This window comes from Pedobacter sp. KACC 23697 (genome assembly GCF_045348445.1).
Classification (GTDB): Bacteria; Bacteroidota; Bacteroidia; order Sphingobacteriales; family Sphingobacteriaceae; genus Pedobacter.
Map to the genome: position 1 here is coordinate 4,107,665 of NZ_CP157485.1, position 24,114 is coordinate 4,131,778.

At 39.5% G+C, this 24,114-nt stretch carries 14 protein-coding genes; 1 reads left to right on the top strand and 13 read right to left on the bottom strand.

Going from position 1 to position 24,114, the window contains the following annotated elements; all coding sequences use genetic code 11:
* Window positions 1–6: 6 nt before the first annotated feature.
* From ABEG20_RS16530 to gcvH, 4 genes are all read right to left on the bottom strand, one after another.
* Window positions 7–2,766 carry an outer membrane beta-barrel protein gene (locus tag ABEG20_RS16530; protein ID WP_406824368.1) on the bottom strand — a complete coding sequence of 920 codons (2,760 nt, stop codon included), beginning with the start codon at window positions 2,764–2,766 and terminating at the stop codon, window positions 7–9.
* A 228-nt stretch (window positions 2,767–2,994) separates the two neighbouring features.
* Window positions 2,995–5,799 carry an outer membrane beta-barrel family protein gene (locus ABEG20_RS16535; protein WP_406824369.1) on the bottom strand — a complete coding sequence of 935 codons (2,805 nt, stop codon included), beginning with the start codon at window positions 5,797–5,799 and terminating at the stop codon, window positions 2,995–2,997.
* A 256-nt stretch (window positions 5,800–6,055) separates the two neighbouring features.
* Window positions 6,056–6,457 (bottom strand): VanZ family protein, encoded by a 402-nt coding sequence (locus ABEG20_RS16540; protein WP_406824370.1) that lies wholly within the window; start codon window positions 6,455–6,457, stop codon window positions 6,056–6,058.
* Between the two features lie 10 nt (window positions 6,458–6,467).
* Window positions 6,468–6,848: a glycine cleavage system protein GcvH gene (gcvH, locus tag ABEG20_RS16545; protein WP_406824371.1), complete on the bottom strand. Its 381-nt coding sequence runs from the start codon at window positions 6,846–6,848 to the stop codon at window positions 6,468–6,470.
* 208 nt (window positions 6,849–7,056) lie between these two features.
* On the opposite strand from gcvH, the gene ABEG20_RS16550 reads away from it, so the two are divergent.
* Entirely contained in the window at window positions 7,057–7,473 is a 417-nt protein-coding gene (locus ABEG20_RS16550) for a hypothetical protein (RefSeq protein ID WP_406824372.1), read from the top strand.
* 7 nt (window positions 7,474–7,480) lie between these two features.
* On the opposite strand, the gene sprA is transcribed toward ABEG20_RS16550, so the two are convergent.
* The 9 genes from sprA to ABEG20_RS16595 all read right to left on the bottom strand — a co-directional run bounded on the left by sprA (window position 7,481) and on the right by ABEG20_RS16595 (window position 23,978).
* Window positions 7,481–14,680, bottom strand: a complete 7,200-nt coding sequence (sprA, locus tag ABEG20_RS16555; RefSeq protein WP_406824373.1) for a cell surface protein SprA — start codon at window positions 14,678–14,680, stop codon at window positions 7,481–7,483.
* A gap of 10 nt (window positions 14,681–14,690) precedes the next feature.
* Window positions 14,691–15,275, bottom strand: coding sequence for a Holliday junction branch migration protein RuvA (gene ruvA, locus ABEG20_RS16560; protein ID WP_138818825.1), 585 nt, complete (start codon window positions 15,273–15,275; stop codon window positions 14,691–14,693).
* Window positions 15,276–15,281: 6 nt separating this feature from the next.
* Window positions 15,282–17,603: an NADP-dependent malic enzyme gene (locus ABEG20_RS16565; RefSeq protein WP_406824374.1), complete on the bottom strand. Its 2,322-nt coding sequence runs from the start codon at window positions 17,601–17,603 to the stop codon at window positions 15,282–15,284.
* 271 nt (window positions 17,604–17,874) lie between these two features.
* Entirely contained in the window at window positions 17,875–18,579 is a 705-nt protein-coding gene (locus tag ABEG20_RS16570) for a hypothetical protein (protein ID WP_406824375.1), read from the bottom strand.
* 441 nt (window positions 18,580–19,020) lie between these two features.
* Complete coding sequence (locus ABEG20_RS16575; protein ID WP_406824376.1) at window positions 19,021–20,424, bottom strand: transglycosylase SLT domain-containing protein; 1,404 nt, start codon at window positions 20,422–20,424, stop codon at window positions 19,021–19,023.
* A gap of 204 nt (window positions 20,425–20,628) precedes the next feature.
* Window positions 20,629–22,047, bottom strand: coding sequence for an Asp-tRNA(Asn)/Glu-tRNA(Gln) amidotransferase subunit GatA (gene gatA / locus ABEG20_RS16580; protein WP_406824377.1), 1,419 nt, complete (start codon window positions 22,045–22,047; stop codon window positions 20,629–20,631).
* An 18-nt stretch (window positions 22,048–22,065) separates the two neighbouring features.
* Window positions 22,066–22,266, bottom strand: coding sequence for a twin-arginine translocase TatA/TatE family subunit (locus ABEG20_RS16585; protein ID WP_029986031.1), 201 nt, complete (start codon window positions 22,264–22,266; stop codon window positions 22,066–22,068).
* Window positions 22,267–22,276: 10 nt separating this feature from the next.
* Window positions 22,277–22,603: a twin-arginine translocase TatA/TatE family subunit gene (locus ABEG20_RS16590; RefSeq protein ID WP_406824378.1), complete on the bottom strand. Its 327-nt coding sequence runs from the start codon at window positions 22,601–22,603 to the stop codon at window positions 22,277–22,279.
* Between the two features lie 79 nt (window positions 22,604–22,682).
* Entirely contained in the window at window positions 22,683–23,978 is a 1,296-nt protein-coding gene (locus ABEG20_RS16595; RefSeq protein ID WP_406824379.1) for a murein hydrolase activator EnvC family protein, read from the bottom strand.
* Window positions 23,979–24,114 lie beyond the last annotated feature (136 nt).

The following is a 24,114-nucleotide window of genomic DNA, read 5'->3' on the forward strand; positions in this document are numbered from 1 at the left end:
AATGATCTAATTTCGTTGTCTGCCTCCGCCAAAACCATCGCCACCGTTATTAGCACGGCCTCTGCCTCCATCACCGCCTTCTCTAATCATGTTTTTACCGCCCATCCGATTTAAGGAATAGGTAAATGAAAACATGAAATAACGCCGCAATACGTTATAACTTTCATCACGTATAGTGTTATTATTGGCCGTACGGCTTACACCCTGGTTCTCGTTCAGTAAATCATTTACTGCAGCTTTAAAAGTACCACGGTTTTTAAAAAATTGTTTGCTTATGTACGAATTTACCAAAGTAAAGTGGGTATCGAAATCCTCTCCCCTGCCCGTATTCTGATTATAATCTGCATCTACTGACCATCGGATATCGCCCGGAAACATATAGCTGACACTGATATTTGGACTAAAAGTATAATAACGTGTGTTGGAACCGGATTGAACGGAATAGGTAGCCCTATTTATTGAGCCATTTACACCAGCAGTTAAATCGAGTTTATCCAAATTGGAAACCAAACGATAACCGTTGTTAATGGACCAGCTATTGGTGATGTTTTTTAAGGTATTGGTAAAGTTTACATCCCGGTTGTAGTTACCACTGATGTTGATGTGGAAATTAAGCTTATTTTCTGCCATGATGGGCAAACTTAGTGAGGAGGATAATGCCCCGGCATAAACACCATTTACATTTACGGGCAGCACAGCAAATTTACCCTGGTTAACCCCACTTTCGATCAAGCTGCTGCTATTGGCAATTTTGTTGGATGTTTGGGTGAGGTTTACATTTACAAATAAAGATCTGTTTTTGCCAGGCGTAAACGTGTTGTAGGCAATGCGCAAGTTATTGTTGAATTCGGGCCTTAAATCAGGATTTCCCAATGGGATACTTTGTGTATTGGTGTTGTTCGGAATAGGCTGTAACTGCTGTATAGTGGGCTGGTTGGTACTGCCGCGATAATTGAATACCAAACGTTTGCTATTGCTAAAATTATACCTGAACATGGCAGATGGTGTATAGTTAAATACATTCTGTTTTAATATGAATCCCCGGGAAATGTTATCGTTTTTACGATCGGTGTTCTGAACGGCCATCCCCACATTCCAGATGTATTTCTTTGCCGTTTTATTAAAACTGAAACCAGCGGCATTGGTTAAAATGGTATTTTCGTAAACGTTACTCAATGAATCATTCAGTAAATCATAATTTAGCGTAACTGGGTTAAAATCGTAGGTAAAACGCTCAGAGGTATTGTGGTTATAGCCGTTCTGATAATTAAATTCCAGGCTAAGTGTTTTATTTAACGGCTCTGTATAAACCAGCCTGGTATTCTGACTGATAGATTCGCTTTCCTGATCATTGAGTTGGTTGATTATCTTTTCTGTTTTAACATTATCTTTTTCGCGCGTTTCGGGATTGTAATTATAATTATCTGCGTCGTTATTGTTAATGTTGGTGTTAAAGTTCAGCGACAATGTTCTTCCGCGACGTATAAACTTTTTGCGTAATAGCATATTGTTACTGATAGCGGGCGATGTGTTATGGTTGGTTAACCGCTGAGAACCGCTGGTATTATAGGTACCGAAATCGCGGGTATAAATACTGCTGTTTTGGCTTTCATTATTGGTATAACTTAAATTCGGCTGGATGCGCAACGAAGTGAGCGAATCTAGTTTGGTATCGACCATAAAGTTTAAACGGTGGTTTAAACGATTGGAAGTATTGGTCTGGCTATTATTAAAAACGGTGGTTACATCACCCAAAAGATTCTGGGTAACACTGTTTCTTAAAATCAGGTTATCAGATTTGTTAACGAAATAACTGAAATTAATTTCAGTTTGATCGGCATACACATCCGAAAAGTTAACCCCACCGGCTTTGGTATCGGTAATACCGCTACGCCCCCCATTACCACCGCCCAGGCCACCGCCAAAATTTTGCCTGTTCACATTATTAAACTGAGCGACTACACTCAATCGCTTATCCTGATTAAAATGGTTGATATTTGCATTCACATCATAGCGGTCGTTAGAACCATAACCGCCTGTACTGTTCCCGAAATAGCCGTTTTTCTTCTCTTTCTTGGTGGTGATATTTATGATTTTAGTTCTAGAGCCATCATCAATCCCGGTAAACTGTGCCTGATCGGAAAGTTCATCAATAATCTGGATTTTATCGATCATATCGGCAGGGAGGTTTTTAGTGGCCAGCAAGGGATCGTTCCCAAAAAACTCTTTACCATCTACCCTAACTTTGGTAATCGTTTCGCCCTGGGCTTTAACTGTACCGGCCTTATCCACCTCTACACCAGGTAATTTCTTTAATAAATCTTCTACTACAGCATTCTCTACCACTTTAAATGAGCTCGCATTAAACTCAAGGGTATCCTTTTTTACTATAATTGGCGGAATTTCTGCTTTAATATCTACTGTTTGAAGATCAATTGCTCCCCCTTCCAAAACAATATCTGCCAGGGTTACATCTGCCTGATCAGCCGTAATGGTAAAATCTTTAGTGGCATTCTTTAAACCCAAATAAGCGGCATATAATCTGTATTTTCCTGGCTTTAAATTCTTAAAAACAAACTTCCCATCTTCCGAGGTATTTACCGCACCTACCGTACTCGAATCTGACAGATTTTTGAGCGCCAAAGAAGCATAGTCAATTGGTTTTTTATCTGTTGACTGAATAACCCTTCCGCTAACAGAACCCGTTTTCTGGGCATACACGTAAAAAGATGATAAAATAAGTAGGAGCGTAAAAATTTGTTTCATTCGGTTACTTTGGTTTATAACATAGAGACGGCAGACCTTCATAAAGGTTTATTTGCCTTGAGTAACATTTGAAATACATAAATGTCAATTATACATTTAATCCTAAGGTTTGGGTATCGGCCGCTGAGACCGACCGGCAGAAAAAGTTGTAAAACAAAAAAGTCCGGGTTAAAACCGGACTTTTATTATCTTATTGGTGATCGGTGAGCTACCGACCATTGAAAAAGATTACATCCTTGGACGGCCACCACCACCGCCGCCGCGTTGGCCGGGCATCTGCATATCGCCACTCATGTTTCTACCACCAATACGCGTTAACGAATAGGTGAAAGAGAACATATAATAACGCCTCAATACATTGGAAGTTAAATCAACAATTGAAGTGCCTGTAGCGGTCCTGCTCACACCCGTATTTTGGTTAAGTGCATCATTTACTGAAAATTTAAATGTTCCTCTATTTTTAAAAAACTGACGGCTGATGTAAGGATTAAGAATGGTATATTCCTGGTTAAATAAATCACCCCCACCAAAATTTCTGAAATAATCGATATCTATGGCCAACCTGATATTGGCCGGTAGTACATAGCTGACATCAAAACTTGGATTGATGGTATAATACTGTGTATTGGATGATGGTCTCGCAGAAAAAGTAGAGTTGGTATAACTTCCGGTTATGCCTCCTGTTAAATCAAATTTATCAACATTGGTAACCAATTTATAACCGTTTGAAATGGTGTAACTATTGGTTACATTTTTTACCAGATCAGTACTCATTTGATCTGCAATAAAATTCACATTTCTATTATACGAGCCGTTCCCGGAAATATTCAGCGTTAGTTTACGTTCTGCCATTAAGGGTAAAGACCAGGTTGCATTAGCGTTACCAGCATAAACGCCATCCACATTGATATAACTGATCTGTTGAACACCACCTGACAAGGGTATAACCGTATTTCCAATGGCGTTAAATGTTTGGGTAAGGTTTAAACCCGCAAAGAAAAACCGGCCATTTTCGATATTAAAGTTGTTAAAATTAATCCTCAACTGGTTATTGAATGAGGGTTTTAATGACGGATTACCAACATAACGGGTTTGAGCATTGGTATTATCCGGTATCGGCTGGATCTGATCAATAGTTGGCTGGTTGGTTGAGCCACGGTAATTGATGAATAAACGCTTGCGGTTACTAAAATTATACCTGAACTGTGCAGATGGCGTAATATTGATAAAATTCTGGGTACGTTTCAAACCCGTAGTTAAATTGGTATTTACCCTATTGGTCTGTTGAGCAGCTACACCAATATTCCAGTTGTATTTTTTCTCGGTTGTGGTTAAACTTACACCTGCGGCATTGGTTAAAGTACGGTTATTATAGATATTGGAAAATTCATTATCCACTTCATCATACTGCATCGTTAGCGGATTATAGTTAAATACATCCCTTTGCGAATCGCTATTTGAATAACCGTTCTGATAGTTAACCTCCACACTCAGGGTCTTGTTTAGCGGCTCGGTATAAACCAACCTGGTGGTATTATTTATGGAATGGCTGCTCGTATTGTTCAACTGATTGGTAATGGTATCTCTTGTTGTTGTTCCTTCCGTAATTTTATCGTTTCTATAGTTGAGGTTCGTCCCATCGTTATCGTTTATGTTAGTATTTACATTTAATGATAGTGTACGACCCCTCCGTTTAAAGCTCTTTCGGATCAATAAATTATTGCCAATGGTAGGCGTAGCAGCAGTTGTGGTGTTACGCTGGGTACCAATGGTTGTGCCATCATCCAGTATTCTGGTATAGCTATTCAAATTGTTTCCATCAGTTTCAGTATAAGCCAAACTCGGCTGTATTTTAACAGACAAAGATGGGTCGATCTTGGTATCGACCATAAAATTGAACCTATGGTTAAGCCGATCAGAAGTATTATTTATCGCTTCATCAATGTTATTGGTACCACCTGCAAGGTTCTGCGTATTAGAGTTCTGGATAATTTCTGAATTTGCCTTATTAAAGAAATAACTGGCCTGAAACTGGGTACCATCTTTATAAGTGTCAGCAAAGTTTAATCCTGCCGCGTTGGTAGTCGTGATCCCGCCGCTTCCGCCAGAACTACTTCCACCACCGGCGCCAAATCCACCACGGCCACCGCCGCCACCGAAGCCATTACCTACACCTCCGCCCTGTCCAAAGTTCTGCTTGTTCACGTTGTTAAACTGACCGATAAAACTAATCTGCCTGTCTTCATCAAACTTATTTACATTCAGGCTCGCGTCATAACGATCGTTAGAACCATAACCTACGGTACTGTTACCAAAATAGCCGTGTTTCATGCCATTTTTGGTGGTGATGTTCAAAATCTTGTTTCTTGTTCCATCATCAATACCGGTAAACTGGGCCTGTTCAGATAATTCATCGATGACCTGAATCTTATCTACCATATCGGCAGGAAGATTTTTGGTGGCCAGTAACGGATCGTTACCAAAAAATTCTTTACCATCAACCTTTACTTTAGTAATGGTTTCGCCCTGGGCTTTCACGCTACCATCTTTTGCTACCTCCACCCCAGGAACCTTTTTCAGAAGATCCTCTACCACGGCATTTTCACGTACTTTAATGGATTTGGCATCAAACTCTAACGTATCTTTCTTTACCACAATCGGGATCGTAGCAGTTACATTAACCGTATTCAAATCAACACCATCATCACTCATCGCAATTTCGCCAGCATTAACAGCTGCCTTAGCCACCTCTATATCTTTAGTTGCTGTTTTTAAACCTAAAAAGGCTGAATAAATCCTATACTTACCCGGCGCTATGGCTTTAAAAGTAAAACTTCCATCAGGATTGGTTTGACCAGATGCCACAACACTTGAATCTTTTAAACTTTTAATCGCGATTGTTGCAAAATCAACTGGCTTTTTATCTTTTGCGTTAATTACTTTTCCACTTACAGAACCCGTATTTTGCGCATGGGCGAGGTAACCACAAAATAGAAAAACAATAAATATTACAGACTGAACGTTTCTTTTCATCAAAAATTAGATATTATAATAAAACTAAGCTATCAGACTGTAGAAAAACCTAAAGGTTTGTTAAGGTGTGTTAAAAGCTTGGTAACATTTTAAATACAGCCTAAAAAAAATTGTGGGATGAGGAAGGAAAACAGACCAATAGGTAAGTTATTTTTGGGCTGACGGATAGCTTTTGTAATATACTTTCGGGCAATTACAGTTCTTTTTAAAAATACTGCAACCGCTTAAACATATGGCCAGAACCACACAGATGATATTAACTTTTCTTCTCATTGAAATTTAATTTATGGAGCAATACATAACTAAAAACCGCCATTGATGCGCCCAGCATATCGCAGCCAAAATCCCACCATTCTGCAGAGCGGTAGGTAAAAACTTTCCATTGCAGTAACTCTATCCCGCCACCGATTATGGCGTTGATGAGCAAAATTTTAAAAATGGTAAATGTTCTGAAAGCGTAGGTATGCTGATATTTAATCTTGCCAAAAAAGAGCAGGACTGATAAGACAAAGAAAAAGCCCATGTGGGTCATTTTATCAAAGCCTTCGAAGAAAAAGCCACTTTTCCCAACGGAATCGGAAATGTGCATATTACAAAACACCAAAACAACAACTGTCCAGAGAATGGCCCATTTTTGCTGTTTTAGTGTTTCGTACAAAATATCAGAATTAAGCGCCAACCAGTTCCTGGTAAGCTTCTGCTGTTAATAAACCATCAACTTCAGCCGCGTCAGCTAAAGAAACTTTAACCATCCAACCTTTTCCGTAAGGATCAGCATTAACCAATTCTGGATTGTCATTTAATTCAGCATTAACTTCTAATACCGTTCCGGTAATTGGCATGTATAAATCAGACACGGTTTTAACGGCTTCTACAGTACCAAAAACTTCTTCTTTTGCCACTTCGCTACCTACAGTGTTAATGTCAACATAAACAATATCACCTAATTCGCGCTGTGCAAAATCGGTTACGCCAATATAAGCTTCGTTACCTTCAACTCTAACCCACTCGTGGTCTTTAGTGTACTTTAATTCTGATGGAAAATTCATTATTTTATATGTTTTTGAAAATAAGTTATCGATTAAATCACGTTTGCTAAATGTTTATACGATTTCTGCTTCAAAAATACAATTTAGTTTATCCATTCGCAATGGCTGAAAAATTAACTTATCAGAAAAACAAAATGTTTTCATCGGTTTATCAATGGATATTAAACTTAAAAATTTTATGTATATTGAATGATAAATTAACCTCAATATGAAGTCTTCCATTATTTATACTTTAAAAGTATGCATTGCAACGCTGCTTGTTTCTGTTCCGGTAACCATGGCAATCGGTTTCGGCTATATCGGATTCATCATGCTGATTAAGCCCCCAAATTATAATTTCAGTTTTAACCTACCCTTTACCCATTTATTTATCTTTATAACTATAGTTGCTGCGCTTATTACGATAAGTCATCAGCTGAAAGAAAAACAGGGCTATAAAAGCTTTATCAATGACAGGCCGATAGCACATTCAATTATACTATTTCTATTGTTTCTGCTGATCAGCGGAAACATGCATTTCATCAGTTTTGATTACCTGTTGTTCAGCTATGCCCCTATGTTTTTTACGACCTATCTATTTAGCAGAATATTCTCTGCACAAAAAAATAATTCTTTAATTGTTTAGGCTATTTTTAATTCAACGTAAACCTTAAACTAAAACCGAAATTACTGAACGAAGTATTAAAGGTTTGTGAGGTATAAGGCTTTGTAATATTCGAATCGTAAAATAACTTGATATTAAATTTCTGATTCAACACGTAATCTACACTTGGCCTTAAGGTAATATTCTTTGCTCCAGAAGATACTTCAGCCTCGGTTACATCAGCACGGTAAATAACGGTTTTGTTATCACGGATGGCCACATCCAGTTTAAAATCCATATTGTTATCCATTTTCAGGCTTTTGAACCATCCAAACGGGAAGCGGAATTTGTTGGTGCGGTAGCCCAGGCCCAACACCATATTATTTTCTGATAATTGCGCCAACTGACTGTTTGATAAGCTAAGGCCCAACAAACGCGATCGGTTTAATTCGAAAGAAGCGGTGAGGTTATTTTTAAACCGGGTATCAACACCAACCAATGGAGAAAAATATTCAGAAATGGTTACCTGGGCAAACTGATATTCCGGTAAAAAATTATTATTTACATCCCTGCTGCTCACGGCACCATTGGTTTCCTGGTAACGCAACAAAGTATTAAAGCCATTGATATTATAGGTTGAACGATAGCCATGACGGATATCAACAGATGAAAATTTATCAGCAATGAAAGGAATACGGGTTAAGCCGCTATAAGTTAAACTCCAGTTTGGAAGTGGTATTTTAGGGAAAGCATTCATTTTCGTTTTACCGGCATCTTTGCCCGAATAAGCAGCCATAAAAGCAGAAATAATTACATCCTGGCTTTCTTTACTGTAACCATCTGCATAACCGCCGTTAATGCCGCCAGAATTTGGGTTTTCAGCGCCCAGCCTTCTCGAAATAATCATCCTGTTGGCCATAAACTGATTAAATAGTCCAGAAATAATTGTAGCGTTGCTTTCTTTAAATGCTGTACCGAGCGCAATGTACGATACGCTATAATCGCCCGTGGTAATTGCACTCAGATTCTCAAACGACGATACACTGGCCACATACCTAAAATTGGTACTGAAATTTCTGGTTTGTGCTTTGTTTGCTTTTAAAGTAATCCGTAGATCTTTAAAAGGCTCCAGCAAACCGGTAAACTGAAAATCCTCGCGCAGTGTATTTACATATAACTGGTTCTGTAAGGTATCAGTTGTTAACCAGCCATTGCCAAGTGCCATCTCGCGGATATCGCGCTGACTACCAAAAACAAAACCTAAACCTGGTGCACCAGTAGCCCTATCGAGGCCAAAAAACTGCGTTGTTGGCATATAACCCGGCAGGAAAATACCTTTTGTTTGCACAAAACTGGCATTAACATTTTTTAAACTGGTTAAAATATTGATAAAAAAGTTCTTCGCTTTGTTCCCATCCTGATCATTGCCCGCATTTCTGATGAAGCCAAATTTGTTGTATAGCGTAGTCAGGTTTAATGTTGGGTTTACCTGAACTGTTCTACTGTTTTGTACCGTATTGCCCAAATTGATATTCGGATCACGTAAGGTAGAAAGCGGCTCCGTTTGCCAGTTAAAGTTGGTACCATAACGGGTTTTTACGGTCATCCAGTTTAGTCCGGGTATTTTATCAATCGGTAGATTATAGGTAACATTTAAGTTGTGGTTATAATCGGTTGTACGCCCTAAGCGTTTTAGGTTCTGCCAAACGGTATCACGTTTTATGCCATCAATTCTTCCATCAGGTTCATCAATAATCGAATAATTTGTGGCATTAAAATCCAACTGTAACGAACGGGTAAGGTTCCATGCTATACCATAAACACGGCTCATGGTAAAGTTTTTATTAAAAGTAGTACCATATCCACTCTGGTACAGCCCGATGGTATTATTCGGATCGTTATTACGTAGGGTATTTTCTGAATATAAACGGTCTACATCAATCCTGAAATTAATGGCACTTGGGAAAATACTAAAGTTAAAATCCCTTAACAAAGCCAGCATGTTCGATTTTATAATTTTTTCAAAAGGCGCTATTGTTTTGGCCTCTTTTGAATAACTGTACTGTAGCGATGCCCTGTAGGTATTCTGAATGCTGTTTTGATTAATAAAATCGCGATGATTATACTGGGTATAAGCATAACTTGCAGCAAAATTTTCAATATCCCAAAGTTGGGCAGGTTTACTGGTACTGGTACGTTCTTTTCTAACGTTGGTAAAGTTGATGCCCCTTCTAATGGTGTAATCCTGTGCAAAGTTTAAAATAGAATCTTTTTGTTCTTTGGTAGATTGCGATAAGGCATTTTTCAGCTCGATATCCGGTGTCCTCGGATTGTATTGTGGTGTAGAAACCTGTTTAGAGTAACTCACAAACATCGGGATTTTTACCCCAGATTTTTGCGGCAGGAACTTGCCCAATTCCATCGCTGAAGAAACATCGAGCAATACATTGTCTGCACGGTTCCGCTCGCTTACTTTCGAATCGATAGATCCAAAACCAATGGTAGATTTACTTCCGGAAATATTTACATCAGCAAAGTCGGCCAGCTTTAAGTTCAATCTTCCGGTAGCTGCCCAACCGCCTCTTTCATCAAATTCAGTTAATCTTAATTCGTTAAACCAAACCAGTGCATTTTTATCAAGGCCATCATCATTTCGTTCATCATTGGCAGCACGGAGCGGATTTTTAACCCCTACCATGTATACCCTAACCTTGCTCATATCAGGTTGCCCTTTAACAATAATTGTTCTCGTTCCATCGGTATAGGTAAACGGTACATTTGTAGGCCACGGCTGTCCGTTAGCTTGCTTGGCCACGTTACGGGCCAGCTTTGCATTTTGAAAAAGCGTTAGGTTAATGTCCATCCTATTGGCTTCAGGCCAGATGGCATCAGCATCTCTTGTACCTGGATTGGTTACCTTTAACGGAATTACATACTCATAATAATTATCCTGGTTATCGGTCCCGATCCGTAAGAATGCTGCAACATCATTATCATTTAAAATCTGGTTATTAACCGCTTCAGCATGAATAAACATTTCCAAATGTTTGTAAGATCTGAAATCGCTGTAGGCGGTTTTAAATGCCGCTCTACCATAACCGTCTCTTAACGATTTTACGATAACCGATAATGATTGCTCATTTAAACGTGTATCGCCACGATAATTGCTATAGTCACGCTCACGAAGAATACCTGGCGGCGTAACATACGGAATTGGTGAACGTTTTCCGTTTTCTTCGATGTTTACGGTCGAAACTTCAATGGTAGAATTATCAGGCGTAAGTGCAGGTAAAGATGGATCTACAATTACCTGCGAAGCCTGGTTGGCAGCATTAAACTCCCTCCATTCCCCACGGATCAGTTGCAACTTCGCGAAACGCATGATGGCAGTATCCGCAAAATTGGTCATAAACATCCTAAAGAAACGGATCGATTTAAAATCCTGGATACCGCCTACCCGATCTTGATACTGGCTGATCGGAATCCGGAATTGATACCAAGAAACAGCCTGCGTATTTCCATTGGCCAGTTTTACCTGCGAGGTTACTTTATCGGTAATAAAATTCTGCCCAACATTTAAATCTCCCGGACGCATTGAAACTTTATACTGAAAATACTCATCACTTTGCGTCATGTTATTATCGCGGTTGATGTCTTCCCCATCAGGTAATGAAGTAGAAGCAGAGTTTTCAAGTCCCAATTCTTCCTGCGACTGTTGCGAAGTTTTGGAGTTCCCTTCTGTTCCGTTATATTTTTCGTAGCGTTTAAGAATACCTGCATTAATCTGATCTAGTGCCGGTCCCCTGAAATAGGTATAGTTATCTGATGATGGATCGGCATCAAGAGCCGTTGAAGCTGTTGCATTCAGTTGTGATTTAATCTGAGCAATTGCTGCAGCAAATTTGATCTTTTCATCAGCATCTGATAATCCGTCCAAACCTACATCCTGTGCCCTGCGCGAATTGGGATTGTTATCGAAAGCCTGCACAACGGGCTGCAGTTTCGGCACACGCCCCCAAACGGTTTCATCGTATTTGCTCGGATCGTTTGTATCTGGCAAACCATTTTCTAATGATTTTCTACCGTCTTTAAGAATATCTTCTGATATATTACCCAGGTTGAAATAGATATCACCACCGGCTGAATTTGGTTTATAAATAAATGGATCCATTACCCAAAACTCGATAAAGCCAACATTTAAGGCTTCAAAATCGTTGGTTTCGATCTTACGCTGGAAACCGCCCCAACTGTTTCTGGGCTGCAATAAACTACCATCTGGCCTAAAATCAGTGGTACGGAAATTGTAAGGGCCCCTAACCGTTGGATAATAGGCTACATCCAAAGTGGTAATGTTTAGAGCCTGTCCGGTTGCGGTTTCCTTAAATGGAAAAACTTCCTGTTCAATTACCTCTCTTACATAATGATTGGAAAGTTCTGTTCGGTTGCCCCTGATATTGGCAGGCGTGGTAGAAGCTGCCGAATTATAAAAAGTTGGATCGATGTTGTAAAAAGCGATTCTTGCCCGGTTATAACCGTATGATAAATCGTTAGATTTATTAAATTCCGGAAAAAGCTGCGGTGTACCCGATAGCTGCCAGGCTATTGCACTTTTTAAATCGATTACCGATCTGGACGCTTCAAAGTCATCTAAATAACTTACCCCATTTTTACTACCTGCAAAATTCAGCGCCCTTGGGTGACCAGGGATGAGTTGAGCAAATTCGCCATAAAATGTTACACTTGATGGTGCCTTGGTTGAAATGAACGGAAGTTTATCAACCAGTTTTGTTAAAAACCTTGACGGTGAACTATAGTTAATATCTGCTCCCCAAATGGTATTCGAAATCGGTTCTTCGCCAATGTTCACCTTTTGGGTTAAAGGTTTTTCGGTCAGGTTCATGATGGTACCTCCAAGGTTCAGTTTATTGTTTACACGATAATCTAAACGGGTTCCGAAAAGTGAACGTTGCTGCAGACCAAAAGTTTCGCTATTTTCTGTAGTAATCCTAATCGGTTGACCGGATACTAAAAGTGCCTGGTTGATGATGCTTACACGGCCGCCCTGATAATCAACTGTAAAATCTACGCCCTCCGTTAGTGGCATTGTTCCTGCAAAAACCTTTACCGATCCTTCCGGAACATTAATGGCATTTAAGCTGAACTCAGAAGAAATATCAGACTGGTAATTTACCTTAATGGTATACCTGTTCTGGTTTTGAAAAAGCTGCCTGGCGATGGTTTGTGTCGAATCGTAAAGCGCGGTAAAGGTATATTTGTTGATCAATGCCTGCTCGCTCGGCAAAAATTTTGCTGCCAGATCTTTACCAAAGGGTTCGATCACAGGAAAAATAATTCTTCCATTTGCCGGATCGATGGTGATATATCCCGAATTGGTATTGGTAACCAATGAGGTCTGCCCATTGCTACCTACCCCGAACATACTGGCCTGGTTGGCATTGCTTGCCGTAGAATAAGATCCAAAAGCGTTGTTGGCGGCTACAAAATCGAAAACTCCATCTGGTCTCCGCTCATTTTGCTGATTGAGGCGATCGAATTCGGTTAAGGCAATCCACTGCTTATTAGCGGTATTCTGGCCTTCGGTCATTACGGGATTATCCACTCCGGTTTCGTTATCAATGCGGTAAATATCCAGTTTAAAATTCTGACTGCTGATTTGGTACCCACCGATAGAGTAAATATTTTTCATCATCAGATCCCATGTTGGCAGCTGGATCTTGGTCGTTTCGTTCTTTAATAATTTTGCATAAAGCATTTTAGGATTAGCCGCATCAAAAGAAATATCGGTAGAGAACTCACCAACCTGATACTCCACACCATTATAGGTATAGCGATAGGCAACGGCTAATACCTCATCAGCATTTAAAGGGTTGTTTAATGATACATAACCCAGTTGTGGCTGGAAAGTAAATTCGCGATCTGTTAACTTTCTGGCATAAACCAATTTAGCAAAATTATCGGTATTGCTGGTGTTAGCTGGTGTTGTTTGGAAGAAAGAAAGAACTGCATTAGAATTTGTTTGCCTGATGGCACCGCCCTGATAAGCATTTAACTGCGAGATCAGGTTGTTTGATTGTTGTGGGAAACCGGTAGCAGTGGTTCCTGCCGGCAGACCAGAAGTCCCTCCGGTAATTAAATTATTGTTAAAGGGCACATTTTCACCCAAATCCATCAAACCCAGTACATCTCTGGAGTCTGTTGTATTTCCTGCTTTATTGGTAATCCAGACTTCGATTTTGGTAATCTGGATGGGGGAAGTAATAATGGGTGCGTTAGCCAGGTTTTTGTTATAATTATTTCTGAAATATTGCGACAGAAAATAGTGTTTATTGGCTTCATAACTATCAATACTTAATGTAGTGGTATTTTGCTGCGCGCCATTTGTAATTTTAATCTCTCTTGATTGCGACTTTTGTTGTGTGTAAACACTCGTTACGTTTAAACGCCCAAATTTGAGCTGTGTTTTTATACCAAAAAGTGCCTGTGTTCCGGTAATTAATGAGGTATTTAACGGCAGGCTTACATTACCCGCTTCTATTTTTTGAATAATATCGTCTACGCCACCTGTATAATCCAGTTTGATCTGGTTTTCAAAATCAAACTGTGCTTCGGTATTGTAATTACTTTTGATTTTTAGCTTGGTACCAATATTTCCAACCAGATCCATCTGGATCCTTTGGTTAAAATCGAAATTGGTCTGTACCCTTTGCCTTTCGTTAAAAAGAGGGTTTTCATTTTTATTAATCCTACCCAAAAAAGTAAGTTCGGCCTCTCCGCGTGGCTGGATATCAATCGTTGTGCCGCCGAAAAGTTTTTCAAAAGCTTTGCTATTTACCTGGATTTTTGGAATAATGCCCGTGCTTCTGTAATCGCTCACTTCAGCATTGGAAATGCTACGCCAGTTCCCCCTTTTTATTTCGCTGTTTACCAGTCGCTGGTACTCATCAATAGTTAAATATTGGGTATTCAGTACAAAATTTTCACCGATCAGTTCTTTAAGAATATAACGTTTATTCTTGGCATCGTATTCTACAACACGTTTTAAATTACTTGGGGCTGGGTAAAATGGGTTAACTGCAGGATTAAGCCCTAATTGTTCTTTTTCGCGTAAGCTGAAATTATTTTTCGGCTTAATAGTATCCGTTTTGCTTGGAACAACTTGAGAATAAGCAGTTTGATAAGCAATTAAAAAGAGAGGAATGAGAAACAGAAATGTAGATATTCTCTTCAAAGGCGTTAATCTATAAAGTTTTCAAAGCTTGTTTAATTAGTTGCTCTACCGAAAGGCTTCCCTCTGTTACTTTTAATATCTGATCTATAGTTTTTTCGGCGGTTTGTTTGGCGAATCCGAGCATTACCAATGCTGATAACGCTTCATCTTTAACCGTATTGTGTTGAGGCATAGAAATTAATGAATCTGCCCCTTCTTTTTTTAATTTATCTTGCAGTTCTAAAACCAGGCGTTGTGCGGTTTTTGCACCTAAGCCTTTAATCCGCTGTATCAGTGGCAGATCTGCCTTAACAATTGCTGTTTGAATCTCAACCGGTGTGATGGAGGATAAAATCATCCTTCCAGTGTTCGGGCCAATACCCGATACCGAAATTAAATGTAAAAATAAACGGCGTTCGCCTTCATCAGCGAAGCCGTATAAGGTGTGTGCATCTTCTTTTACATGCAGCCAGGTATATAGTTTGCACCTTTCTGCATCGCCCAAAGCGCTGTAAGTATTTAACGAGATGTTTATATGATAGCCTATACCTCCGGCTTCAACCACAACATAAGCCGGGTTTTTAAATGTCAATCTACCATCAATATAGGCGTACATGTAGTGTTACTTTTTAGTTGTTTTCCCAAATATACCTTTTCGTTTCGATGTTGCAATTTCTTCTTTTGCTTGCACATCTACAACAGCTATGGTAACCATATTAACAATTTCGCGTACAGAACTGCCTAATTGAACAATATGAACAGGTTTATTCAGTCCTAAGAGGATCGGACCAACCGCTTCGGCGCCGCCAAGCTCTTGTAACAATTTGTATGCAATGTTTCCTGACTCTAGATTTGGGAAAACTAAAGTGTTGGCCGGAGCATCTGCCAGCGTGCTAAATGGAAAATTATCTTGCAACAGTTCGTTGTTGATGGCAAAGTTCCCCTGCATTTCGCCATCCACAACAATTTCCGGGTGGTTTTTATGAAGCAGTTTTACTGTTTCCCTTACTTTATTCGGGGTTATCCCATCGTTAGAGCCAAAGTTTGAATACGATAATAAGGCAATGCGTGGTTTAATATTAAACTGTTTAACAGATTTATCAATCAACAAGGTGATATCTACCAATTCTTCTGCCGTTGGATCTACGTTTACAGTGGTATCGCCAAAGAAAACAGGACCTTTTTTGGTCATCATCATATACATACCTGCAACGCGTTTAACACCTGGCTCTACACCGATGACCTGAAGGGCAGGTTTAATAGTGGCACCATAATTTTTTGTCAAACCAGAAATCATTGCATCGGCCTCACCAAATTCAACCATCGAAGCACCGTAATAGTTCCGGTCTCTCAATAGTTTTGTGGCATCGCGCATCGAAGAAACCCCTTTGCGCTGGCGTTTTTTGAAAAGTGCTTCTGCATATTGCTGGGTTTTTTCAGGATTCTGCATCTGATCGATGATCTCTACTCCCCCAAGCTCCAAAGCATGCTCATCAATAATCGCTTGTATTTTTTCCCGGTTTCCCAAAAGGATAGGGATGGCAATATTCTCATCTTTTACAATCTGGGCAGCTTTTAAAATTTTATAATTATCAGCCTCTGCAAATACCACCCGTTTAGGATCCATTTTCGCTTTGGTTGTTACCGCTCTCATAATGGCATCATCCAAACCTAAACGTTTTCTTAATTCTTCATTGTAGGCATCCCAATCGGTAATAATTTTTCGGGCCACCCCGCTTTCTATTGCGGCTTTTGCCACAGCAGTTGATACTTCGGTAATTAAACGAAAATCAACAGGCTTTGGAATGATATAATCCCTTCCAAATTTTAAGTTACGTGCATTATAAGCCAGGTTAACTGCTTCCGGAACTGATTTTTTGGCCAGTTCGGCAATTGCCTTAACCGCAGCTATTTTCATGGCTTCGTTAATACTGGTTGCCCGAACATCAAGCGCACCGCGAAAAATATAAGGGAAACCCAGTACGTTGTTTACCTGGTTCGGATAATCAGACCGGCCTGTGGCCATGATCAGATCTTTACGGGTTTTGATGGCCAGCTCGTAGGCAATTTCCGGATTGGGGTTCGCCATGGCGAAAACAATTGGATTTTTGGCCATCCCCAATAACATATCGGGAGAAATCACGTTTGCTGCCGAAAGTCCGATAAAAACATCAGCCCCTTTCATGGCCTCTCCAATATTAGCAATATCTTTTCTGGTGGTGGCGAAACTCATGCGGATATCATCCAGGTCGGTACGGTGGATATCAATTAGCCCATTGATATCAAACATGACCAGGTTCTCTTTTTTAACCCCTAAGCTCAGGTACATTTTAGAGCACGAAACTGCGGCAGCACCCGCTCCGCTCACCACAACCTTGATTTTATCTATTTTCTTTTTCTGGATTTCGCAGGCATTCAATAATGCTGCGCCAGAAATAATGGCTGTTCCATGCTGATCATCGTGCATTACAGGAATATTCATCTCCTGTTTTAAACGTCGCTCGATCTCGAAACACTCCGGAGCCTTAATATCTTCCAGATTAATTCCCCCGAAAGTTGGCTCCAAAGCTTTAACAATTTTTACAAAATCATCTACATTTTCGGTATCCAGTTCCAGATCAAATACATCGATATCAGAAAATATTTTAAATAAAAGGCCTTTGCCTTCCATTACGGGTTTACCGGCTTCGGGACCAATATTGCCCAGGCCTAAAACGGCAGTTCCGTTACTGATTACGGCAACTAAATTACCTTTAGCGGTATATTTATAAACATCCTCTTTATTGTTTGCTATTTTTAAACAAGGCTCTGCAACTCCTGGAGAGTATGCCAGGGTTAAATCCCTTTGCGATGTTGTTGGTTTAGTAGGTACTACTTGTATTTTTCCCGGACGGCCTTGCGAGTGGTAATCCAGCGCATCTTGCTTTCTATTCGTATTACTCATTAAGTAACTTATTAGTGACGGCGCAAAGGTACAATTCTTTTAATTGGCATAAAACAAATATGAGTGTAAAATAGGATAACAGTAAAGATCATCAATCTTTGGAGAAACATTTCTGTAAAAAGTAAATGATTGAGACAGGAAGAATAGTTATAGTTACCTATTAAGATGTATAAAACGAAAGCGAGCTACACTAATCTTAGGGGAGCTCGCTTAATGAAAGGTCTGAATTAAAATTCGGTTTTAATTACTTTAAAGATTTTAATTAAAAATATTATTGTATGGAAAATGGTTCCTGACTGATTCCACGCAAAAAGCCATTATATCTACCATTGTCATATCTTTTTCTTTCTGCGGATTGACCAAAGTCTGTTTGAGCCCAAATTCTATATTGATTTTTCAAACATTGAACATTACCATCTTGTGAAGTAGCATTTTTAATTTGAATCGGATTTGGAGCGGTACCAACATTAACTAACCTCAATCCTTTATCAAGATAGGTATTACCTGAGATAAAGTTTGGATCGCTGGCCGTATAAGGCGAAACATACGAAATTGCGCCGGAGGCATTATTCTGAAATTTAAGAACAAAAGCCCATTCACCTGTAGGAACGTAAGAAAGAGCCAATTCATTTTTATGCAGTGTCCAGTAATAAACACCGTCCTGATATCCGTCCCACCACCCTGCATCGTAAGGTTGATCATTTGTTACTTTGTACCAAAATTCCTCAGCTGCATATTCTGACTTAACAATCGGACTTGTTTTTAGATCATCCGTCATATAATAGGTTGTAGGATTGCATACCGGGTCATCTGTCACTGAATTGGCATTTATATTGCCTTTAATAACGCCACTTTTAACGAGTTGAGATGACTTACCCTCCCCTTCAACTTTTTCATTCTTCTTACACGATTGAATACTAATTGCTGCAGATAATAATGCGGCCATACTTAAGAACATTAATTTTGTTTTTTTCATAGCTTTTTGATTATGTGATATATTTGCCGAATAATAGTGAATAAATTTTAAATTACAAACTAAACATTTAATTTACGACAATTAAAAAAACAAAAAATAACAGCAAATACCACGAAATCGACAACAAACAGACGAAACTAAATACTACAATTTGAAACCTAGTTTACCGGCTACCGCTAACTAAATATCATTACAAGGAAAAATATACTTATGGGAGACATAAGTTCTTTTTTTGAATTTTCTTATACCGATGTAAATGAGCCAATAGATGTAAGAAACAGGAACTGTTGAGAAGCCGAAAGTAAAAAACCTACACTAGTTCGATTGCTATAGTGATTTATAAAGGGATCGAATTACTATCATCAAGTTGCCTGAAATAGATCTTTCTCCTACAGTAGAGTGACGATCAAATTAAATCATTTGGCAGAACAAAATTCTAATCTATCCTTTACTAATTTTCAGCACCATCCCAACCTGCAAACCTGCTTTTGATAAATGGTTATCTCTTCTGATACTTTGAACGGTAGCTCCATCAAATTTTTCTGCAATTTCTGATAAGGTATCGCCCGTTTTCACTTTGTAACTTAAAAACGATGATGGTGCTTTTAATGGTATACGGTTTTTAGCATAAATCTTTAATTTTTGTCCGGGCACCAGCATTTTGCTTTTTAAACCGTTCCAAACTCTTAAATCTTGTACTTCTACACCATATTTATCGGCAACCGTTGTTAAACTTTGTCCTGAGCTTACTTTATGATAAACTACTGTTGATGTAGCTATGCCAATATTCTTTTTCTTTCTTAAATCCCTTACATCATCGGTACTGGCCGCTACCACTTTCATGTCGACATCCACTTCGTGGTTGTTCAGCACATCGTAAATACCTGCGTAATCGATATCCCTTAACTTAGGCATTACAATACGTTTAGGTTCATCATCCGTACCGTTAACAATCTTTTTCTTGTACGACGGGTTTAAGGCCAAAATAGCTTGTTCTTCAATATTAAGCGCTTTGGCCAGGGTAGCTAAAGATACAAACCGGGTAGTTTGCACAGTATCGGTTTTCAAGAACATGCTAGATGCCTGTGCCGTAATCTGGTGTTTGTGGGAATAATTCATCACATAAACCGCAGCAATAAATGCAGGAACATAATTTCTGGTTTCCTTAGGTAAAAACTGTCTGATTACCCAGAAATCCCTCGATCCCGCTTTATCAATAGCCCGGTTCACATTGCCCTTTCCGCAGTTATAAGCGGCAATGGCCAAAAGCCAGTCGCCAAGTTCTTCAAAAGCATCCCTAAAATAAGCTGCCGCAGCATAACTGGCCTGGATTGGGTCTTTGCGTTCATCTACAAAGTTATCCATCTTTAAACCATAGGCCTTGCCCGTGCCGAACATAAACTGCCAGATGCCTGTTGCGCCTACCCTGGAAATAGCATGCGGATTCATCTGCGATTCTACAATAGTCAGGTATTTTATTTCCTGCGGAATGTTATAGTCCTTTAAGGCTTTATCAAAAATCGGGAAGTAATAGCTCGATAAACCGATCATTTTACCGAACATATCTTTACGCTTGGCATAAATATCGATATACTGCTGAACGTATTCGTTGTACGGAAGTGGTACCGTTTTAGCTATAGAATCCAGCCTGAGTTTATAAATAAAGTTTTGCCCCATGCTCAATGGGTTTTCTGAAACAACAGGTACAGCTACGGTATCGGTATTGATAAAGATGTTGTTACGAATCTTTGGCAGGCTATCCAGTTTGAGCGTTTGCTGCGCAGAAGAGAAAGAAACATATCCTAAACAAGCACAAATTGATGCAAAAAGTAATTTTTTAATCATGGGCTATTGGTTCAAATTTTTATTAACCAGGGTTTGTATTCCTACAAACCTTACAGATTTCTTCTTTTTGCCACATAGGAGTTAGTGAAACCTGCGAACCTTCCAGACAATGCCTGGAAAGACAATTAATAAAATGTCACTGCCTTACTTAACGCTAATGCTTTTTTGCATTAAGGTTGCTCGTACTGATCAATGACGATAAAACTATGATAAAAATGCCTGAGAAAAAGCCAGAAGCTTATCTTCCTCAAAATGTTTGGCTGTAAATTGTATACTTAACGGTAAACCTGCCGCATTATTGCCTATTGGCAAAGCGATTGCCGGATTTCCGCTTAAAGAAGGTAGTACGGTAAAAATATCGGCCATGTACATCACCAGTGCATCCTGTAGATGATCACCTATTTTAAAAGCTGCTGTTGGTGCCACCGGAGAAAGGATTAAATCAAAATCCTGAAACAAACCATCCATTTTTTCTCTGATCAACCGACGCACCTGCTGCGCTTTTTGATAATAAGCATCGTAATATCCTGCACTTAAAACAAAAGTACCCAAAAGGATACGACGTTTAACTTCTTCGCCAAAACCTTCGGCGCGTGATAATTTATAAAGTTCATTCAGCGATTTCGCTTCCATATTGCGGTGTCCGTAATGAACGCCATCATAACGTGAAAGATTGGAAGAAGCTTCGGCCGTTGTTAAGATATAGTATGCCGGAACCAGATAATCCAGCAGATCAAAAGAAACATATTCCACAGTATGCCCATCAGCTTCGAGCTGCTCAATTGATTTTAAAATGGCGGATTTAATTTCCGGATCAAGTGCCTCGCTCTCCATCGTCTCCTTTAGTACCGCTACCTTATGTTTTTTACGCTCATTCAACTGAACAGGATAATCAGGCACTGCAAGAGGAGAAACTGTCGAATCGTAATCATCCGCACCGGCTAAAACCTGCAAAAGCAAAGCAGCATCTTCTACAGAAGAGGTAATGGGGCCAACCTGATCGAAAGAGGAAGCATAAGCAATCACACCATATCTTGAAATGCGCCCATAAGTAGGCTTAAGCCCAATCTGTCCGCAAAAAGCAGCCGGTTGTCTTACCGAACCACCGGTATCGGTACCCAGGGCCGACAAACACATATCGGCCTGCACAGCTACAGCCGAACCACCTGAAGAACCTCCTGGAACAAGCTCGGGATTTGCTGCGTTTTTAGCAGCCCCAAAGTATGAGGTTTCATTGGAACCGCCCATCGCAAACTCATCACAGTTTAAACGGCCTATAATAACGGCATCTTCCTGCAATAAACGTTGTACAACTGTAGAAGAATATGGAGATACGAAGCCATCGAGCATTTTGGATGATGCCGTAACGATATGGCCTTCATAACAGATATTATCTTTAATACCAATTACCATCCCTGCAAGTTTACCTGCAGTACCATTTTCTATCTTTTGCTGTACCGCTTTTGCTTGAACTTCTGCCGATAAAAAAAACACCTCATTAAATGCATTGAGGTGTTCATTATTTTCAATTTGCTTAAAATAATAAGCCAATAAATCGGGTAAAGTTAATTGCTTTTGCGAAATAAGGGTTTGAATCTCCTTCAGAGAGCTGTATTTCTTCAAAACTAAAAATTATTGCAATTAAACAGTTTTATCACGGTTAGACGGATCTACCTGATCGCCATCAACACCATCTTTACCATCTTTAAATTCTTTAACACCTTTACCCAAACCTCTCATCAGTTCAGGAATTTTTTTACCACCAAATAATAACAATACCACTACCGCAATAATGATAATTTCTGGTGTTCCAAGCATTGCTGCTATTGTTGTATTTAACATAACTTTTTGTTTAAACTTTTTCTTTGTCGGTTATAATTTTTTCGTCAGCTGGTTTAGTGGCTTCAGGATGCACTGCACCTGGCGTTACCTTTTCATCAACAGGTGTTTCTTCTGTTGGATGATGGCGCTGACTATGGTTTACCGCTGTTTCTTCTGCTTCCTCTTTATCCAGATCCATCGCATTGATATTTCTATGGATTTCACGCTTTACACCATCAGAGGCATCTTTAAACTCCCGGATCCCTTTCCCAAGCCCTCTTGCCAGTTCAGGTAATTTTTTACCGCCGAACAACAATAGAACTACTACTAAAATGAGTACGATCTCTGATCCCCCCATGTTTAAAAACTCTAATAACGTGCCTTGATACATCACTAATATAATTTATACAAATATATACATTTTAAAAACTATTCTTTTACTTACTGATCCAGGCCTCCGGATTTAAAGCGGCCTGCCCTCTTCTGATCTGAAACTTCAAAACCGCATCATCGCCGGTATTGGCAACAACCCCTATGGTTTGTTTGGTATCAACAGAATTACCCACACTTACACTAACCGATTTTAAATTCTGGTATACTGTAAAATATTCACCATGGTTGATCAGTACCACCGTTCTACCCATCATGACCTGTACAGCTGCAACTTTACCTGCAAATACTGCTCTAACTGCAGCCCCATCAGTTGTTGTAATATCCACGCCATCGTTGGTGTAACTTGCCTGGTCCAACTTATGCAATCCAAACCTTTCGGTTATGGTTCCTGTTGCTACCGGCCAAGGTAACCTTCCCCTGTTGTTTTCAAAACCTGCCGATAGTCTTGCCGTTTCTGGAGTTGCTGTCAGCAATTCTCCGGTCGATTTGGCTTTAGCAGTCGGTGTAGCAGGAGTTGCTGGCGCAGGTTTATTTTCTGCTTTGGCTTTAGCGGCAGCAATTCTTGCTTCTTCTGCTGCTTTCCTTCTCGCTTCTTCTGCAGCCTTTCTTCGTGCTTCTTCAATTGCACGCTGAATTGCAGCACTGATGGCCCTGTCTATCTGCGCCTGTTGTTTTTTGCGGCTGTTAATATCCTGCCTAAACTGCTTTTCGTCTTTGCTCAGCTTATTTAGCTCAACAGATTGTTTACTTTTATCTTGACTTAAACGTTCGCGCTCTCTTTCCTGTTCTTTCAGGAGGTCACTTTTTTCTCTTAGTGTTTTATCCAACACTTTAATCTTTCCGTTCAGGTCTTGCTGCGTATTTTCTATATAACCAGCCTGCTTTTTGCGGTACTGACTAAATTGCTGCAAATATTTGATCCGTTTATAGGCTTGATTAAAATCCTTTGCGGCGAAAATAAACATCATCTTATCATATGAGTTTCTGTTTCTTTGTGCAAAGCGGATCATGCCTGCATATTCTTTTTTAAGATCCCCTAACTGACCTTGTAATGTATGTACGGTATTTGTGTTCTGAGAGATTTGGTTATCCAGATTTTTTATTTCAGAGTTAATGGTACCGATTTTATCCTGGCGCAACCTAATCTGGGCATTTATGGTATTAATTTGCTGTATGGTAAGCTTTTTACCATTGGCCGTTTTATTCAAATTCTTTTGAAGCTGTTCAATTTCACGTTGTATAGCTTCTTTTTTCCTTCTGAGCTGGCTTTCAGTTTGTGCAACTGCAGAAAGCGTTAACACACTTAAAAAAAAGATAAATAGGAGTTTTTGTAGCTTCATTAAGCCAAAAGTATAAAATTTTTATAGTAAAAAGCATTAAAATTGAGATAGTATAGTCATAATTACTTATTGCAGAACCCTCTTCACTTAATCTTCATACAATGTAAAGATTGCCAAACCGCCTGTTGCAAAGCAG

Bases quoted from the DNA above. Each gene is read 5' to 3' on its own strand.
- ABEG20_RS16530 (WP_406824368.1), bottom strand. From the start codon at position 2,766: ATGAAACAAATTTTTACGCTCCTACTTATTTTATCATCTTTTTACGTG.
- ABEG20_RS16535 (WP_406824369.1), bottom strand. From the start codon at position 5,799: ATGAAAAGAAACGTTCAGTCTGTAATATTTATTGTTTTTCTATTTTGT.
- gcvH (WP_406824371.1), bottom strand. From the start codon at position 6,848: ATGAATTTTCCATCAGAATTAAAGTACACTAAAGACCACGAGTGGGTT.
- ABEG20_RS16550 (WP_406824372.1), top strand. From the start codon at position 7,057: ATGAAGTCTTCCATTATTTATACTTTAAAAGTATGCATTGCAACGCTG.
- ruvA (WP_138818825.1), bottom strand. From the start codon at position 15,275: ATGTACGCCTATATTGATGGTAGATTGACATTTAAAAACCCGGCTTAT.
- ABEG20_RS16565 (WP_406824374.1), bottom strand. From the start codon at position 17,603: ATGAGTAATACGAATAGAAAGCAAGATGCGCTGGATTACCACTCGCAA.
- ABEG20_RS16570 (WP_406824375.1), bottom strand. From the start codon at position 18,579: ATGAAAAAAACAAAATTAATGTTCTTAAGTATGGCCGCATTATTATCT.
- ABEG20_RS16575 (WP_406824376.1), bottom strand. From the start codon at position 20,424: ATGATTAAAAAATTACTTTTTGCATCAATTTGTGCTTGTTTAGGATAT.
- ABEG20_RS16585 (WP_029986031.1), bottom strand. From the start codon at position 22,266: ATGTTAAATACAACAATAGCAGCAATGCTTGGAACACCAGAAATTATC.
- ABEG20_RS16590 (WP_406824378.1), bottom strand. From the start codon at position 22,603: ATGGGGGGATCAGAGATCGTACTCATTTTAGTAGTAGTTCTATTGTTG.
- ABEG20_RS16595 (WP_406824379.1), bottom strand. From the start codon at position 23,978: ATGAAGCTACAAAAACTCCTATTTATCTTTTTTTTAAGTGTGTTAACG.